The following is a 15,770-nucleotide window of genomic DNA, read 5'->3' as shown; positions in this document are numbered from 1 at the left end:
GCGTGACCACACCGCAGAACATCGAGGCGTCCGCACCGTCCGGAGGCAGCCGGGCGACCGGTCCGCTCGACCACGGAGCGCTCGCGGTCGCCGTCTCCACGACGAGCGGCACGAGGAAGAAGGGCCGCAAGCACGACCGCACACTGCGCCAGGAGCTCCGGCGCAACTGGCAGCTCTACACGCTCGTCGTGCTCCCCATCGTCTTCCTGCTGATCTTCCGGTACATCCCGATGCTCGGGAACGTCATCGCGTTCCGCCGGTTCCGGCCGGGCGGGAGCATCTTCGGTGACGAGTGGGTCGGGCTGCGCTACGTCAACCTCTTCATCAACGACGCGAAGTTCTGGGACGTCTTCCAGAACACCGTCATCCTCGGCGCACTGAGCCTCGCCATCGTCTTCCCGATGCCGATCATCCTGGCGCTGCTCCTCAACGAGGTCCGCAAGTCGTGGTTCAAGCGGCTCGCCCAGACGATCTCGTACCTGCCCCACTTCATGTCGATCGTCATCGTCGCCGGCATGGTCCTGCAGATCTTCTCCGTGCAGGGCACGGTCAACCAGATCATCGAGGTCGTGGGCGGCGACCCGATCACCTTCATGCAGCGACCGGAGTGGTTCCGGGACATCTACATCTCGTCCGAGGCCTGGCAGACCGTCGGGTGGGGCACGATCCTCTACCTCGCCGCCCTCACCACGATCGACGCGAACCTCTACGAGGCCGCCCGGATCGACGGCGCGAACCGCCTGCAGCAGACGTGGCACATCACCCTCCCGGGGATCCGTCCCACGATGATCACCCTCCTCATCCTCAACATCGGCTCGTTCATGGCCGTCGGGTTCGAGAAGGTCCTGCTCCTGTACAACCCGCTCACCTACCCCACAGCGGACGTCATCTCGACGTACCTGTACCGCATCGGGATCGAGTCCGGGAACTTCAGTTACGCGACCGCCATCGGTCTCTTCGAGGCAATCATCGGCCTCACTCTCATCCTGTCCGCCAACGCGATCTCGCGCCGAACCGTGGGGACGAGCCTGTGGTAGCCACCGAACCGACCACGATCGCCGACAAGCTGGCTGCGCCGAGCCCGGCCGCCCGGACGGTGAAGGACACCCGCGGGTACCGCATCTTCACCGTGGCCAACACGATCTTCCTCGTCGTGGTCATGGCCGTGACCCTCTACCCGTTCGCGAACATCGTGGCGCAGTCGTTCTCGAGCGAGAGCTTCATCACCGCGGGCCAGGTGAACCTCATTCCCCGCGGGTTCAACATCGAGACGTACAAGACGGTCACGGGCGACAGCCTGTTCTGGACCAACTACAAGAACACCGTCGTCTACACCGTCGTCGCCACCGTGATCGCCATGGTCATCACGACGACCTTCGCGTACGCGATCTCGAAGAAGACCCTCCGCGGCCGGAACCTCTTCATCGGCATCGCCGTGTTCACGATGTTCTTCAACGGCGGGCTCATCCCCAACTACGTGCTCATCAACAACCTGGGCATGACGAACACCATCTGGGCGATCGTCCTCCCGAACGCGCTCAGCGTGTTCAACCTCCTCGTCATGAAGTCGTTCTTCGAGAACATGCCCGAGGAGCTCGAGGAGGCCGCGGCCATCGACGGTCTGAGCACGTACGGGACCCTCCTGCGCATCGTCCTGCCGCTGAGCAAGGCGGTCATCGCGACCATGGTCCTCTTCTACGCCGTGTCCTTCTGGAACTCCTGGTTCACGGCCTTCCTCTACCTCGACGACGCCAAGATGTACCCGGTGACCGTGTACCTGCGGAACCTCATCGCCGGGGCCACCAACGCGGCGTCCGTCGCAGGGAGCGGCAGCGACGGCCTCACGCAGGTCGCGGCCAACATCCAGTCGGTGACGATGGTCCTGACCGTCCTGCCGATCATCTGCCTCTACCCCTTCATCCAGAAGTACTTCGTGTCGGGCATCATGCTCGGCGCCGTGAAGGGCTGACCGTCCCACCCGAGGCGTTTCCCACTCACCGAGCGTTCGCGACCTGAACGACGATGTTCACCACGAAAGGCAAGGAACGATGAGGACCAACACCAGGCGGCTGCTCGCCGGTCTCACGGCCAGCACGCTGGCACTCACGCTCGCTGCATGCGGCAGCGACGACGGCGGTGGCGGCGGTGGCGGCGGCACCGTCGACCCGTCCGAGCTCGAGGACAACATGGTCGGCGCCATGGAGGACTTCGCCGTCGGCGACACCTTCGTGGCGACCGAGCCGGTCGAGTTCTCCATGCTCTACCGCGACCACCCCAACTACCCCCTGCAGGAGGACTGGGAGTTCCTCACGCACCTCAAGGAGACCAACAAGGTCTCGTTCGCGATGACGAGCGCCCCGCTGAGCGACTACGAGCAGCGACGCAACCTGCTCGTGGGCGCCGGCGACGCTCCGCACATCATCCCGGTCACGTACCCGGGCCAGGAGTCCCAGTTCGTGGCGTCGGGCGCGCTGCTCCCCGTGAGCGACTACATCGACCACATGCCGCACTTCGCCGACAAGGTGGAGAAGTGGAAGCTCGAGCCGGAGCTCGACACCCTGCGCCAGGAGGACGGCAAGTACTACATGCTGCCGGGCATCCTCGAGCAGGTCCGCCCCGACTACACGCTGGCCGTGCGGACCGACGTGTTCGAGGCAGCAGGAGCAGACACCGCTCCCGAGACCTGGGACGACCTCGCGGACTCCTTCGCGGCGGTCAAGGAGGCCAACCCGGACGCCTACCCGTTGTCCGACCGCTTCAGCGTCCCCACCCCCCTCGGCGCGATGCTCAACGTGGCCTCCGCGTCGTACGGGACCGTCGCCGGTTGGGGCTACGGCTCCGGCGCGATCTGGGACGAGGAGGCCGGCGAGTTCGTGTACGCCGGTGCCACCGACGAGTACAAGGCGTTGGTCGAGTACTTCCGCGGCCTCGTCGAGGACGGCCTCATGGACCCCGAGAGCGTCACGCAGGACGACGACACCGCGAACGCGAAGCTCGTCTCCGGGGACTCGTTCTCGATCACCACGAACGCGCAGGAGCTCCTGCGTGCCCGTGACACGCTCGACGAGACCCTTGGCGCGGGCACGTACCAGCTCGACAAGATCCGCGTCCCCGCGGGCCCTGCCGGTGACGTCATCGGTGGCACGCGCCTCGAGAGCGGCCTCATGATCTCCGCCGATGCCGCCGAGGAGGAGAACTTCGTCGCGATGCTCCAGTTCATCGACTGGATGTACTACTCGGACGAGGGCATGGAGTTCGCCAAGTGGGGCATCGAGGGTGAGACCTTCACCCGCGACGGCGAGACCCGCGTCCTCAACCCCGACCTCACCATCCAGTCGCTCAACCCCGGTGCGCCGACCAACCTCCAGGTCGACATGGGCTACCACAACGGCGTGTTCATGCACGCGCACGGCTCCACGCAGGACCTCGTCCTGTCGATGCTCTCCGACGAGGAGCGCGAGTGGCAGGAGCTCATGGCGGACAAGGAGCAGGCACCGCTGCCCCCGTCGTACCCGATGGACGAGGTGGAGCGCGAGCAGGCCAGCCTCTACGAGACGGCGCTGCGCGACTACGTCACGCAGAACACGCTCGCATTCATCATCGGCCAGCGTGACATCTCCGAGTGGGACGCCTACGTGGCCGAGCTCGAGGGCCAGAACCTCACGGCCTTCATGGACATCGTCAACACCGCGCAGCAGCGCTACGAGGAAGAGAACGGCTGACCGAGCCAGCCCCGACGGCCGGTAGTGCCACGTACCGTGGCGCTACCGGCCGTGCTCGTCCCACGCCACCACGCACGTCCCCGAGGAGTCCCGTGTCCGTCGTCGTCCCCACCCAACCGATCGGCGTCCTGTCCGACGCCTGGCGCGAGTGCGTCGGCACGGGACGGATGAACCTCGCCCTGCGCCGCGACTACGTCGAGTCGCTCGCCCTGACGCAACGGGAGATCGGCTTCCGGTACGTCCGTGGGCACGGCCTGCTCAGCGACGACATGGGGATCCACCGGCCCTACGAGCTCGACGGGCGACGCCACGTCCACCACAGCTTCACGTACGCAGACCAGGTGGTCGACACCTACCTCCAGCACGGCATCCGCCCGTTCGTCGAGCTCGGTTTCATGCCCAGCGGTCTCGCGTCCGGCGACCAGACGGTCTTCTGGTGGAAGGGCAACGTCACGCCGCCCGCCTCGTACCCCGAGTGGGCCGAGCTCGTCCAGGCGACCCTGCGCAACCTCATCGACCGCTACGGCCTGGACGAGGTGCGGCAGTGGCCCGTCGAGGTGTGGAACGAGCCCAACCTCCCGACCTTCTGGCAGGGCGCCGACCAGGCCGAGTACCTGCGGCTGTACGAGGTGACCGCGCGCGCGGTCAAGGACGTCGACGCATCCCTCCAGGTGGGTGGCCCCGCGATCTCCCCCGGCTCCGACGAGTGGTGGGCGCCGTTCGCCGAGTTCGTCACGGGCCGTGACGTGCCCTGCGACTTCGTCAGCCGCCACGCCTACACCACCGGGCCCGCCCAGCACGTGCCCTTCGGCACCTACCAGGACATGCGTCCCCCGCAGGACCTCCTCGACCAGTTCGCGGCGCCCCGCGCGCACCTGGCCGGGACGGGCCTCGAGACGCTCCCCGTGCACATCACCGAGTTCAACACCTCCTACCGCCCCGACAACCCGGTGCACGACACCGCGTACAACGCCGCGTACCTCGCGCCGGTCCTCGCCGCGGGCGGAGATCTCGTCGACTCGTTCTCCTACTGGACGTTCAGCGACGTGTTCGAGGAGGAGAACATCCCGGCCGCCCTCTTCCATGGCGGCTTCGGGCTCCTCACCCACCGCGGGATCCGCAAGCCCACGTACCACCTGTACGCGTTCATGGCCCGCATGGGCCGGCACGTGCTCGCCCGTGGCGAGGACCACCTCGTCACCCGGCACGACGACGGCCGGGTCACCGTGCTCGCCTGGCAGCCGGTCGACGGCTCCTACGTCACCAGCGAGGACTCCCGCCGCGTGCAGCTCTCCGTCCCGCTCGCGGGCGGCGCGCAGGCGTTCGTCGCGCGGCAGCGCGTCAACGAGTCGCAGGGCAACGCGTGGACGGCGTGGCAGGAGCTCGGCCGTCCCCGCAGCCCGCGGTCCCGGCAGCTCGACCTGCTCGACGAGGCCTCCCGGCCCGGGGTCGAGCACACGAGCGTCCCCGTGGTCGACGGACGCGTGTCCCTCGACCTGCACCTCGCCCGGCACGAGGTGACCCTCGTCGAGATCGAGGGTGTGCGGGACGAGACGCCCGCGTGGCTCGACGACGCCCGCATCCCCGGGTACGCCCGCGGGGCGGGGAGCCCGCAGCCGTGAACCGTCGTTCCCCCGAGGCCGGGGGCCCCCTGGGTCGCGCGGCCAACGTCATGTACTGGTTCTTCGCGATCGAGGTCATGTTCGTGCTGTCGACGCTGCCCGGGCTCGTCGTCGCGGTGTTCCTCGACCAGCACGCGAGCAACATCCCGCTGTACGCCCTCGCGGCCGTGCCGCTCGGGCCGGCCCTCGCCGCCGCCGTGTTCGCGTGGCGGGTGTTCCTCCGTGAGCTCGACCCGTCGCCGGTCGCCCAGTTCTGGCGCGGCTACCGGCTCGGCTGGCGCGAGGCGCTGCAGGTGTGGGTCCCGGCGCTCGTCGCGCTCACGGTGCTGGGGACCAATCTCGCCCACCAGGACGCCGTCGGGCTGCCGCCCGCCGTCGCGCTCCTCCAGGTGATCCTCGGCGCCGGGGTGGTCCTGTGGGCCGTGCGGACCGTGAGCCTGCGTGCCGCGTTCACCTTCCGCTGGCGCGACGCGGCGCGGTTGGGCCTGCACTCGTTGACCGCCCGACCGCTCGTCACGCTGGGACTGGTGTCGCTCCTCGTCCTCACGGTGGGCATCGTCGCGGTGACGTTCGACGCCGTCGCCGTCCTCCTGGCCTCCGTCCTCACCTTCCTGCTCGTCCGCAACGAGCAGCCCGTCCTCTCCGACGTCCAGGAGCGTTTCGTGGCTCCGTGAAAGACTCGACCCGGAGCACCGCAGAACCCCAGCGGGTCGCGGGCGCCCCCACACCCCACCCGATACACGTAACGACGAGGTTGCACATGACGATCGCTGACCACACACCGCTCAACACCACGCTGTCCCCCGAGGGCGAGGCACGAGTCCGCGCCCTCATGGGCGAGATGACGCTCGAGGAGAAGCTCGCGCAGCTCGTCGGCCTCTGGGAGGGGCGCGGGGGCAGCGGCGAGGGCGGTGACGTCGCGCCGATGCAGGACGCCATGCAGGCCGAGATCGACGAGCTCGAGGGCTACGCGACGCACGGCCTCGGCCAGCTGACCCGCGTGTTCGGCACCGTTCCCGTCGAGCCGGTCGACCAGGCGAAGGCGCTCGCCCGCAAACAGCTGTGGCTGCAGAACAACACCCGCCTCGGCATCCCCGCACTGGTGCACGAGGAGTGCCTCACCGGCCTCGCCGCGTGGAAGGCGACGACGTTCCCGGCGCCGCCGTCGTGGGGCGCGAGCTTCCACCCCGAGCTCGTCGAGGAGATGGGCCGGGCGATCGGCGACTCCATGCGCGTCCTCGGCGTCCACCAGGGCCTCGCGCCCGTGCTCGACATCATCCGCGACGCCCGCTGGGGCCGGGTCGAGGAGTGCATCTCCGAGGACCCGTACCTCGTGGGGACCGTCGCGACCGCGTACATCCAGGGTGTCCAGAGCGCTGGGGTCGCGGCGACCCTCAAGCACTTCGTCGGGTACTCCAACTCCCGCGCGGGTCGCAACCTCGCGCCCGTGCACGCCGGTGCCCGCGAGATCGCGGACGTCTTCCTCCCGCCGTTCGAGATGGCCGTGCTCGACGGTGGTGTCGACTCGGTGATGAACTCCTACGCCGAGATCGACGGCATTCCCGTCGCCGCGGACCGTGAGCTCCTCACGACGCTGCTGCGTGAGCGCTGGGGCTTCACCGGGACCGTCGTCGCCGACTACTTCTCGGTGGCGTTCCTGCACACCCTGCACGGCACCGCCGGTGACCTCGGCGAGGCGGCGGCGCAGGCCCTCGCCGCCGGGATCGACGTCGAGCTGCCCACCGGCACCGCGTACCTCGAGCCGCTCGCGGAGCTCATCCGGGCCGGTGCGTTCGACGAGGCCCTCGTCGACCGTTCGCTGTTCCGGGTGCTCGCCCAGAAGGAGCGCCTGGGGCTGCTCGACGCGACGTTCGACCCGGACGCCATCGGAGAGATCGATCTCGACCCGCAGCCGCACCGCGACCTCGCCGCACGCATCGCGGAGGAGTCCGTCATCCTCCTGACGAACGACGGGACGCTGCCGCTGGCCGGCGCGTCGGCTGGCACCGGGACGCCGAAGGTGGCCCTCGTCGGGCCGAACGCCGACGCGACCGCCGCTCTGTTCGGCTGCTACAGCTTCGCCCAGCACGTCCTGCCGCAGCACCCGTCGTTCGACCTCGGCCTCGACGTCGAGTCGGTGCGCACCGCGCTCACGCGCGAGCTGGGCGGCGCCGAGCTCGCGTACGCCCAGGGCTGCGAGATCCTCAGCGACGACACGAGCGGGATCGCCGCTGCCGTCGACGCGGCCGCGGACTCCGACGTCGTCGTCGCCGTCGTCGGTGACTTCTCCGGCCTCTTCGGCCGCGGGACCTCGGGCGAGGGCTGCGACGCGGACTCCCTCGAGCTGCCGGGCGCGCAGCGCCAGCTCGTCGAGGCGCTGCTGGAGACCGGCAAGCCGGTCGTGCTCGTGCTCCTCACCGGCCGTCCGTACGCGGTCGACTGGGCGGTCGAGCGCTGCGCGGCCGTCGTGCAGTCGTTCTTCCCGGGCCAGGAAGGCTCGCAGGCGGTCGCCGGCGTGCTCAGCGGCCGCATCAACCCGTCGGGCCACCTGCCCATGACGATGCCGCGTTCCGTCGGCGCGCAGCCGTACAGCTACCTGCGCCCGAAGCTCGGCGGTGCGAGCTCGGTGAGCAACCTCGACACCGCGCCCGTCCTGCCGTTCGGCCACGGCCTCTCGTACACGACGTTCGAGTACAGCGACCTGCGGTTCGCCTCGACGACCGTGCCCACCGACGGTGCGATCACCGCGACGGTGACCGTCCGCAACACCGGTGACCGTGACAGCGCCGACGTCGTGCAGCTCTACGGCCAGGACCCGGTCGCGTCGATCACGCGGCCCGTCGTGCAGCTGCTCGGGTACGCCCGGGTGGAGCTCGCCGCGGGTGAGAGCGTCGAGGTGACGTTCGACGTCCCCACGACGCGTCTGGCGTTCAGCGACCGTCGCATGGTGCGCGTCGTCGAGCCCGGCGAGATCCTCGTCTCCGTGGGCGCCTCCTGCGAGGACCTGTCGCTCACGCAGTCCCTCCAGCTCGAGGGCGCCGTGCACGACGTCACGGTCGCCGACCGCCGCGTCGTCGACGTGACGGTCGCCCGCGAGGCTGCGCTCGAGGGGGCAACCACCGCCTGACGCAGCAGTCACGGACGACGACGCCCGCACCGCCCCACGGGGTGGTGCGGGCGTCGTCGTCCCGGCTCAGGTCGCCGGGATCACCACTCCTGCGGCCATCCCTCGTGCTGGGCCATGAGCTGCCAGAGGGTCCCGCCGTCGACGGCCTCCCGGAGGATGTCCGCGTGCCCGGCGTGCCGTGCGAGCTCCTCGACGAGGTGGAACCACACCCAGCGCACCGACCACGCATCGACGTCGGTCGGGTTCCAGGGCGCGGGCGGGACCGGGACGGGCGTGTCGAGGTCGCAGGTCGCGACCGCGGCCTGCACGCGGGCGCAGACGTCGTCGAACGCCTCGAGGGCAGCGGCGAGTCTCGCATCGTCGGGCCACGTGAAGGCCGCCTCGTACGCGGCCTGCCCCTCCGCGGCGTCCACGACCCGGCGGCCCGGTGCGGCGAGGACGTCACCGAGCCAGTCCTCCTGCACCCGGGTCACGTGGGTGACCAGGGCACCCAACGACAGGGCGCTGGGGGTGGGCCGCAGACCGGCCTGCTCGTCGGTGAGGCCGTGCACGACGATGCGGAACGCGTCCTGCTGCTGGTGGAGGAAGGCAGCGAGCCCGGAGCGTTCGTCGTGCACGGGTGGGGCGTGTCCGGGCATGGTGAGGCCTCTCGGTCAGTGCTCGTGGAGGTAGAGGTCGCGCAGGAGGGCGATCTCTGCGCCGTGGTGGATGAGCTCGCGGGTGATGTGCAGGACGAGGCCGGCACGAGATTCCTCGGCGTACCCGCCCTCGGCGGGTCCGCACGGGAGAAGCAGCCCGTCCTCGCCCCACGCACGGACGCCCGCGATCCAGCGCGCGTACTCCTCGTCGAGCTGGGCGAGCGCCCCGTCGGCCGTCGCGGCGTAGTCGAACTCCATGTAGTCCGTGGGTGTCCGGCCGTGGTGAGCCGCGTTGCGGAGGGCGAGGACACCGACGATGACGTGCGCGAGCCGCCACGCGATGGTCGTGAAGGGGGCGGGCTCGGGCTCGGGCATCGCGAAGTCGATCGTCATGTCACCTGCGCCGCCCTGGACGGGCGCGGAGCCAGTGCCGCGCGGGCGGATGCTCCAGCCGGGGACGGGCTCCCACAGGTACTCCTCGTCGGTGAGGCCCTCGAGGCGGGGGCGCAGCTGGGTGCGCCAGTGCCAGTCGATCTGCTCGACGAGCTGGTCGTTCCATCGGATCTCGTGTGTCGTGGTCATAGCACGAGCGTCGCCGGGAAACAGGACAGTTCCCGTCCGCAGGGTGTGCGAGCATCGCTCCATGTCCGTGACCGCGCACCGGCTCCTGCGTCTCCTCAGCCTGCTCCAGTCCCGCACGGTGTGGACCGGACCCCAGCTCGCGGCCGAGCTCGACGTCACCACGCGCAGCATCCGGCGCGACGTCACGCGCCTGCGGGACCTCGGGTACCCCGTCGAAGCGATGCAGGGCACGGACGGCGGCTACCGGCTGGGCGCCGGCAAGGCTCTCCCGCCCCTGCTGCTCGACGACGACGAGGCCGTCGCCGTCGCCATCTCCCTGCGACTGGCGTCCGCCAGCCCTGTGACGAGCGCGAGCGAGGCCGCGCTGCGGACCCTCGCGAAGCTCGACCAGGTCATGCCGCCCCGCCTGCGGTCCGAGGTCGCCGCCATCCTCGGTGCCACCTCGATGGTCCCGGGCAGCGGGGCGGACGTCGACGGGGACGTCCTGCTGCGTCTCGCGCGCGCCCGGCGCGACCTCCTGCAGGTGCGGTTCGGCTACACGGCCGGTGACGGATCACGCTCCGAGCGCAGCGTGGAGCCGTACCGGCTGGTGGTCACCGGACGCCGCTGGTACCTCATGGCGTGGGACCTCGACCGCGAGGACTGGCGAACGTTCCGCCTCGACAGGATGGGCGCCGTCGAGCCCACGACGTGGCGCTTCCGGCTCCGGGAGCACCCCGATCCCGTCGCCTTCGTCCAGCGCGCGATCACGGCCACTCCCTACCGCTTCGTCGCGCGCGTCCTCTTCCACGCGAGTGCGCCCGCCGTCCAGGAGCGCGTCCCGGCAGCCGTCGGTGTCGTCGAACCCGGCGCGGACGGGACGTGCGTGCTCGTGGTGGGCGGCGACGATCTCGACCTCGTGGCACTCCACCTGGGGACCGTCGGCTACGACTTCGAGGTCCACGAACCGCAGGAGCTGCGCGACGCCGTCGCCCGCCTCGGCGCGCGCATGACGGCCGCCGGGCGTCCGCCCGAACCGCGGCGCCCGTCGGAGCCCCCGGGCTAGGGTCGGAGCATGCAGTCATGGACCGAGCACGTGATCTGGTGGCACGTCTACCCCCTCGGCTTCGTCGGGGCCGACACGACGGGCGCGGACCGCTCCCCCGCCCACCGGCTCGGGCACCTCGAGGCGTGGCTCGACCACGTCGTCGCGCTGGGCGCCAACGGCATCGCGCTCGGCCCCGTCTTCGACTCCAGCACCCACGGGTACGACACGATCGACTACCTCCGCGTCGACCCGCGGCTCGGCGACGAGGCCGACCTCGTCCACCTCGTCGACGCGGCGCACGAGCGGGGCATCCGCGTGCTCCTCGACGGTGTGTTCAACCACGTCGGCCGCGCCTTCGCGCCCCTGCAGGCCGCGCTCACCGACCCGGCCGCACCGGAGAACGCCCTCTTCCGGCACGACGCGTCCGGCGCCCTCGAGGTGTTCGAGGGGCACGACGCGCTCGTCGCGCTCGACCACGCCAACCCGGCCGTCGCCGACCTCGTCGTGGCCGTCATGACGTACTGGCTCGAGCGCGGGGTCGACGGGTGGCGGCTCGACGCCGCGTACTCCGTCCCCGTCGGGTTCTGGGCACCGGTCCTCGCGCGGGTGCGAGAGCAGTTCCCCGACGTCTACGTCCTCGGCGAGGTGCTGCACGGCGACTACGCCGCGTTCGTCACCCAGGGGACGCTCGACTCCGTGACCCAGTACGAGCTGTGGAAGTCGATCTGGAGCTCGATCTCCTCCGCCAACTTCTACGAGCTCGACTGGACGCTGACCCGGCACAACACCTTCCTCGAGACGTTCGTGCCGTACACGTTCGTCGGGAACCACGACGTCACGCGCATCGCCAGCCAGATCCCCGACCCGCGGCACCGTCCGCACGCGGTCGTGCTGCTCTTCCTCCTCGGCGGGACGCCGTCCGTCTACTACGGCGACGAGCTCGGCATGCTCGGCGTCAAGGAGGAGCGGGCGGGCGGCGACGACGCCGTGCGGCCCGCCTTCCCCGCGAGCCCCGACGACCTCCACCTCTCGACCGACGCCGCGGCGACGCTCGCCCTGCACCGGGAGCTCATCGCGGTGCGCCGCCGCCACCCGTGGCTGCACACCGCGACGAGCCGCAGCACGACGCTCACGAACACGAGCTACGTCATCGAGGTGAGCGACGGCGAGCACCGCGTCGTCGTCGCACTGTCGATCGGGGACGAGGGCGTCGTGGTCGATGCGAGCAGCTCCGGGCGTCGACCCTCGGAGCTGCTCGCTGGCTCAGCGCGGCGCGACGGGGACCGCTGGACGGTGCCTGCCCACGGCTGGGCCGTCCTGGCCTGACGTCCAGCGGCGCCACGCGACGACGACGACGAGCGGCCACAGCGCCTCGGCGCCTGCGACGCCCCGCTCCCACAGCCCGGTCAGCCGGCCGTCGGTGGGCGTGACGTGCGCGAGCTCGAGGACGAACACGCCCAGGAGGCCGGCGAGCACCACGGTCGCACCGACCGCGACGACGGGACGGGACGTGACGGGACCGCTCCGCTCCCCCGGCTCCCGGCGCCACGACAGGGCCGGCCAGAGCGCGAGCGCGCCGAACCCGACCGCTGCCGCGATCCAGTGCGGCTGCGGGTAGGCGTCGCTCGGGAGCGCCGCGACGGCGAGCGTCGCGACACCACCGACGGCGTGCACCACCCGGGCCGCCCTCGGGAGCGGCCGCAGGCCGGCCGCCGTGACGACGTGCGCCACACCGGTGAGCGCGAGCCCCGCGCCCATGATCCACGGAGCCCGCACGCCCGACGTCGCCAGGGCGCTGATCGTCTGTGTCGTCGCGTCGAACGACGGCTGCTGAGCGGCGGCGAGCGTCCACCCGCCGATCATCGCGACCGGCGCGGCGACCGCGGACGCCACCGCCCACCACGGGATGCTGCGGCGTCCAGCCACCGACGCCGCCTCTCCTCAGGTGATGGCCAGCTCGTGCGCGGCCGACGTCATCCTCGCCCGGAACCCGCGACCGCGCCCGGCAGGGAACCCGCCAGCGCGCCGATGATGGCGTCGACCTGGGTCTTCGCGTCACCGAACAGCATGGCGGTGTTGTCCCGGAAGAACAGCGGGTTCTGCACCCCGGCGTACCCGGTGGCCATGGACCGCTTGAAGACGACGACCTGCTTGGCCTTCCACACCTCGAGGACGGGCATCCCGGCGATGGGCGAGCCCGGGTCGTCGAGGGCCGCCGGGTTGACCGTGTCGTTGGCCCCGATGACGAGGACGACGTCGGTCGACGCGAGGTCCTCGTTGATCTCGTCCATCTCCAGGACGATGTCGTACGGCACCCTCGCCTCCGCCAGCAGCACGTTCATGTGCCCCGGGAGCCGCCCGGCCACCGGGTGCACACCGAAGCGCACCTGCACGCCGGCGTCGCGCAACCGCGACACGAGGTCGGCGACGGGGTACTGCGCCTTGGCCACGGCCATGCCGTAGCCGGGCGTGATGACGACCGACCGCGCCTCGCTGAGCATCTCCGCGACGTCGTGCGCGGTGACCTCGTGGTGCGTGCCCTCGACCGCGGCCGAGGCGACGACCGTGCCGCCCTCCGCACCGAAGCCCCCGAGGATGACGCTGATGAACGAGCGGTTCATCGCCCGGCACATGATGTAGGAGAGGATCGCACCGGAGGACCCCACGAGGGCGCCGACGATGATGAGCAGGTTGTTGTCGAGCATGAACCCGGCCGCCGCCGCAGCCCAGCCGGAGTACGAGTTGAGCATCGAGACGACGACGGGCATGTCCCCGCCGCCGATCGACGCCACGAGGTGCCAGCCCAGCAGCAGCGCGACGACCGTCATGAGCAGCAGGGGCGGGAGCGACGGCTCGGCGAGGAACCATGCCATGAGCCCTGCGGACACGAGGACGGCGGCCAGGTTGAGGGCGTTGCGCGCCGGGAGCATGAGCGGGTTGGAGGACATCCGTCCGGAGAGCTTCGCGAACGCGACGACGGAGCCCGTGAGGGTCACGGCGCCGATGAGCACGCCGAGGAACACCTCGACGAGGTGGACGGTGTCGGTGTGCTCGCCCGGCCCGCTGCCGGTGACGAAGGAGTTGATGCCCACGACCATCGCCGCGAGCCCGACGAAGCTGTGCAGGAGCGCGATCATCTCCGGCATCTGCGTCATCTCCACGCGGCGCGCCTGCCACGTGCCGACGACGAGCCCGATGATGAGGGCGAGGGCGATGAGCAGCAGGGTGACGATCGCGGACCGCTCCGCACGCTCGACGGCGAGGACGACGGTGGCGACGAGCGCGAGGCCCATGCCCGCCATGCCGAGGAGGTTGCCGCGCCGGGCGGTGCGCTGCGCGGAGAGCCCCGCGAGGCTGAGGACGAAGAGGAGGGCGGCGATGAGGTAGGCCGCCTGGACCAGGGAGGTGAGCACAGCGATCACGCCTTCCGGAACATGCCGAGCATGCGGTACGCGACGACGAACCCGCCGAAGATGTTGATGGACGCGACGCTCGCCGCGAGGACCGCCAGCGTGGTGACGACCCAGCTGGAGTCACCGATCTGCAGCAGGGCGCCGACGAGGATGATCCCGGAGATCGCGTTCGTCTGGGCCATGAGCGGGGTGTGCAGGGAGTGGCTGACGTTGGAGATGACGTAGTACCCCACGACGACCGCGAGCGTGAACACGGTGAAGTGCCCGAGGAACACCGGCGGGGAGTACGTGATGGCCAGGGCGACGAGCACCGCGCCGAGGGCGTAGAGGACGCCCCGGCGCTGGCCGCGACGTCGCGCCGCCTCCGCCGCCTCCGCGTCCTGACGGGCGCGCGTCTCGGCGTCCACCACGGGGGCGGTGGTCGCGGGCGGGGGCGCTGCGGAGACCTGCACCGGGGGCGGCGGCCAGAGCATCTCCCCCGCGTGCACGACCGTCATGCCCCGCTGGACCGGATCGTCGAGGTCGAGCACGAGCACCCCGTCCTTGCCCGGGGTGAGCAGCGTGAGGAGGTTGACGATGTTCGTCCCGAACAGCCCGGCCGTGTGCCGGGGCATCCGGCCCGGGAGGTCCGTGTACCCGAGGACGACGACCCCGTTGTCGGAGACGATCTTCTTGCCCGGGACGGTGAGCTCGCAGTTGCCGCCGCCGGACGCCGCGAGGTCGACGACGACGCTCCCCGGGTGCATCGCGGCGACCATGTCGGCGGTGATGGTCACGGGCGCCTGCCCGCGGACGAGCGCCGTCGTGATGACGATGTCCGCACGCGCGGTCTCCGTCGCGTACATCTGCGCCGTGAGGCGTTCCTGCTCGGCCGTGAGCTCGCTCGCGTACCCGTCGGCGCTGACCTCCTGCTGCCCGGCGTCGGCCCGGACGAAGACTCCGCCCATCGACTCGATCTGCTCGCCGACCTCGGGCCGCACGTCGAACGCCCGGACGGCCGCGCCCAGGCTGCCGGCCGCGCCGATCGCCGCGAGACCGGCGACACCAGCACCGATGACGAACACGGTGGCGGGCGCGGTCTTGCCCGCTGCGGTGACCTGCCCGGGGAACATGCCGCCGTACTCCTCGGCGGCCTCGATGACGGCGCGGTACCCCGCGATGTTGGACAGGGTGCTCAGGACGTCCAGCGACTGGGCGCGGGTGATCCGCGGCACGGCGTCGAGGGCCAGTGCCGTCACGCCGCGCTCCCGCAGCGTGTCGAGGAGCGCCGGGTGCGTCGCGGGGCTCATCATCGCCGCGACGACGGCGCCCGGGGCGAGCATCGCGACCTCATGGTTCGACGGCGCGTTGACCGCGGTGACGACGTCCGCGCCCCAGGCGTCGGCTGCCGTGCCGATCGTGGCGCCGGACGCGACGTACGCGTCGTCGGGGAAGCTCGCCGCGGCGCCCGCCCCGGTCTCGACGACGACGTCGTACCCGAGCTTCACGAGCCGTGCCACGGTGCTGGGTGTCCCCGCCACGAGGTTCTCCCCGTCGCGACTCTCCCGCGGTATCCCGATCCTCAACGTCGTCACCTCTCCCCGAGCGAACACTGGTCCGTGCTGTGGCAGCGCGGCTGCGCGTGCCCACCCCAGCACCC

General features: G+C 70.9%; 13 protein-coding genes. 8 read left to right on the top strand and 5 right to left on the bottom strand.

The window, feature by feature from the left end:
• The first annotated feature begins 143 nt into the window (after positions 1 to 143).
• The 6 genes from AC2AXK_RS03965 (at position 144) to AC2AXK_RS03940 (ending at position 8,471) form a co-directional block, all read left to right on the top strand.
• Positions 144 to 1,037 carry an ABC transporter permease gene (locus AC2AXK_RS03965; protein WP_484344248.1) on the top strand — a complete coding sequence of 298 codons (894 nt, stop codon included), beginning with the start codon at positions 144 to 146 and terminating at the stop codon, positions 1,035 to 1,037.
• The gene (locus tag AC2AXK_RS03960) at positions 1,031 to 1,969 is read left to right on the top strand and encodes a carbohydrate ABC transporter permease (protein ID WP_484344035.1); all 939 of its coding nucleotides are present in this window, start codon (positions 1,031 to 1,033) and stop codon (positions 1,967 to 1,969) included. Before AC2AXK_RS03965 ends, AC2AXK_RS03960 begins: the two co-directional genes overlap by 7 nt.
• Before the next feature lie 79 nt (positions 1,970 to 2,048).
• Positions 2,049 to 3,722, top strand: a complete 1,674-nt coding sequence (locus tag AC2AXK_RS03955; RefSeq protein WP_484344034.1) for an ABC transporter substrate-binding protein — start codon at positions 2,049 to 2,051, stop codon at positions 3,720 to 3,722.
• Between the two features lie 92 nt (positions 3,723 to 3,814).
• Positions 3,815 to 5,344 (top strand): GH39 family glycosyl hydrolase, encoded by a 1,530-nt coding sequence (locus tag AC2AXK_RS03950; RefSeq protein WP_484344033.1) that lies wholly within the window; start codon positions 3,815 to 3,817, stop codon positions 5,342 to 5,344.
• The gene (locus AC2AXK_RS03945) at positions 5,341 to 6,018 is read left to right on the top strand and encodes a DUF624 domain-containing protein (protein WP_484344032.1); all 678 of its coding nucleotides are present in this window, start codon (positions 5,341 to 5,343) and stop codon (positions 6,016 to 6,018) included. Before AC2AXK_RS03950 ends, AC2AXK_RS03945 begins: the two co-directional genes overlap by 4 nt.
• An 86-nt stretch (positions 6,019 to 6,104) precedes the next feature.
• Positions 6,105 to 8,471 (top strand): beta-xylosidase/alpha-l-arabinosidase, encoded by a 2,367-nt coding sequence (locus tag AC2AXK_RS03940; protein WP_484344031.1) that lies wholly within the window; start codon positions 6,105 to 6,107, stop codon positions 8,469 to 8,471.
• Between the two features lie 80 nt (positions 8,472 to 8,551).
• Here AC2AXK_RS03940 and AC2AXK_RS03935 read toward each other — a convergent pair whose 3' ends face one another.
• Together AC2AXK_RS03935 and AC2AXK_RS03930 are read right to left on the bottom strand one after the other, a co-directional pair.
• Positions 8,552 to 9,109: a DinB family protein gene (locus AC2AXK_RS03935; protein WP_484344030.1), complete on the bottom strand. Its 558-nt coding sequence runs from the start codon at positions 9,107 to 9,109 to the stop codon at positions 8,552 to 8,554.
• Positions 9,110 to 9,124: 15 nt separating this feature from the next.
• Positions 9,125 to 9,691 carry a DinB family protein gene (locus AC2AXK_RS03930; protein ID WP_484344029.1) on the bottom strand — a complete coding sequence of 189 codons (567 nt, stop codon included), beginning with the start codon at positions 9,689 to 9,691 and terminating at the stop codon, positions 9,125 to 9,127.
• A 61-nt stretch (positions 9,692 to 9,752) separates the two neighbouring features.
• On the opposite strand from AC2AXK_RS03930, the gene AC2AXK_RS03925 reads away from it, so the two are divergent.
• Together AC2AXK_RS03925 and AC2AXK_RS03920 are read left to right on the top strand one after the other, a co-directional pair.
• Entirely contained in the window at positions 9,753 to 10,736 is a 984-nt protein-coding gene (locus AC2AXK_RS03925) for a helix-turn-helix transcriptional regulator (protein ID WP_484344028.1), read from the top strand.
• Between the two features lie 9 nt (positions 10,737 to 10,745).
• Positions 10,746 to 12,044, top strand: a complete 1,299-nt coding sequence (locus tag AC2AXK_RS03920; protein WP_484344027.1) for an alpha-amylase family glycosyl hydrolase — start codon at positions 10,746 to 10,748, stop codon at positions 12,042 to 12,044.
• Here AC2AXK_RS03920 and AC2AXK_RS03915 read toward each other — a convergent pair.
• From AC2AXK_RS03915 to AC2AXK_RS03905, 3 genes are read right to left on the bottom strand one after another with little or no spacing between them, the layout of a single operon-like run.
• Positions 11,982 to 12,644: a DUF998 domain-containing protein gene (locus AC2AXK_RS03915; RefSeq protein WP_484344026.1), complete on the bottom strand. Its 663-nt coding sequence runs from the start codon at positions 12,642 to 12,644 to the stop codon at positions 11,982 to 11,984. The genes AC2AXK_RS03920 and AC2AXK_RS03915 overlap by 63 nt on opposite strands.
• A 47-nt stretch (positions 12,645 to 12,691) precedes the next feature.
• Positions 12,692 to 14,131, bottom strand: a complete 1,440-nt coding sequence (gene pntB, locus AC2AXK_RS03910; RefSeq protein WP_484344025.1) for a Re/Si-specific NAD(P)(+) transhydrogenase subunit beta — start codon at positions 14,129 to 14,131, stop codon at positions 12,692 to 12,694.
• A 5-nt stretch (positions 14,132 to 14,136) separates the two neighbouring features.
• Positions 14,137 to 15,696 carry a Re/Si-specific NAD(P)(+) transhydrogenase subunit alpha gene (locus AC2AXK_RS03905; RefSeq protein WP_484344247.1) on the bottom strand — a complete coding sequence of 520 codons (1,560 nt, stop codon included), beginning with the start codon at positions 15,694 to 15,696 and terminating at the stop codon, positions 14,137 to 14,139.
• Positions 15,697 to 15,770 lie beyond the last annotated feature (74 nt).

It is taken from the genome of Sanguibacter sp. Z6_81, from assembly GCF_057180625.1.
The sequence above is the reverse complement of the archived record's forward strand: the minus strand, read 5'-3'. Positions and strand labels throughout refer to the sequence as shown.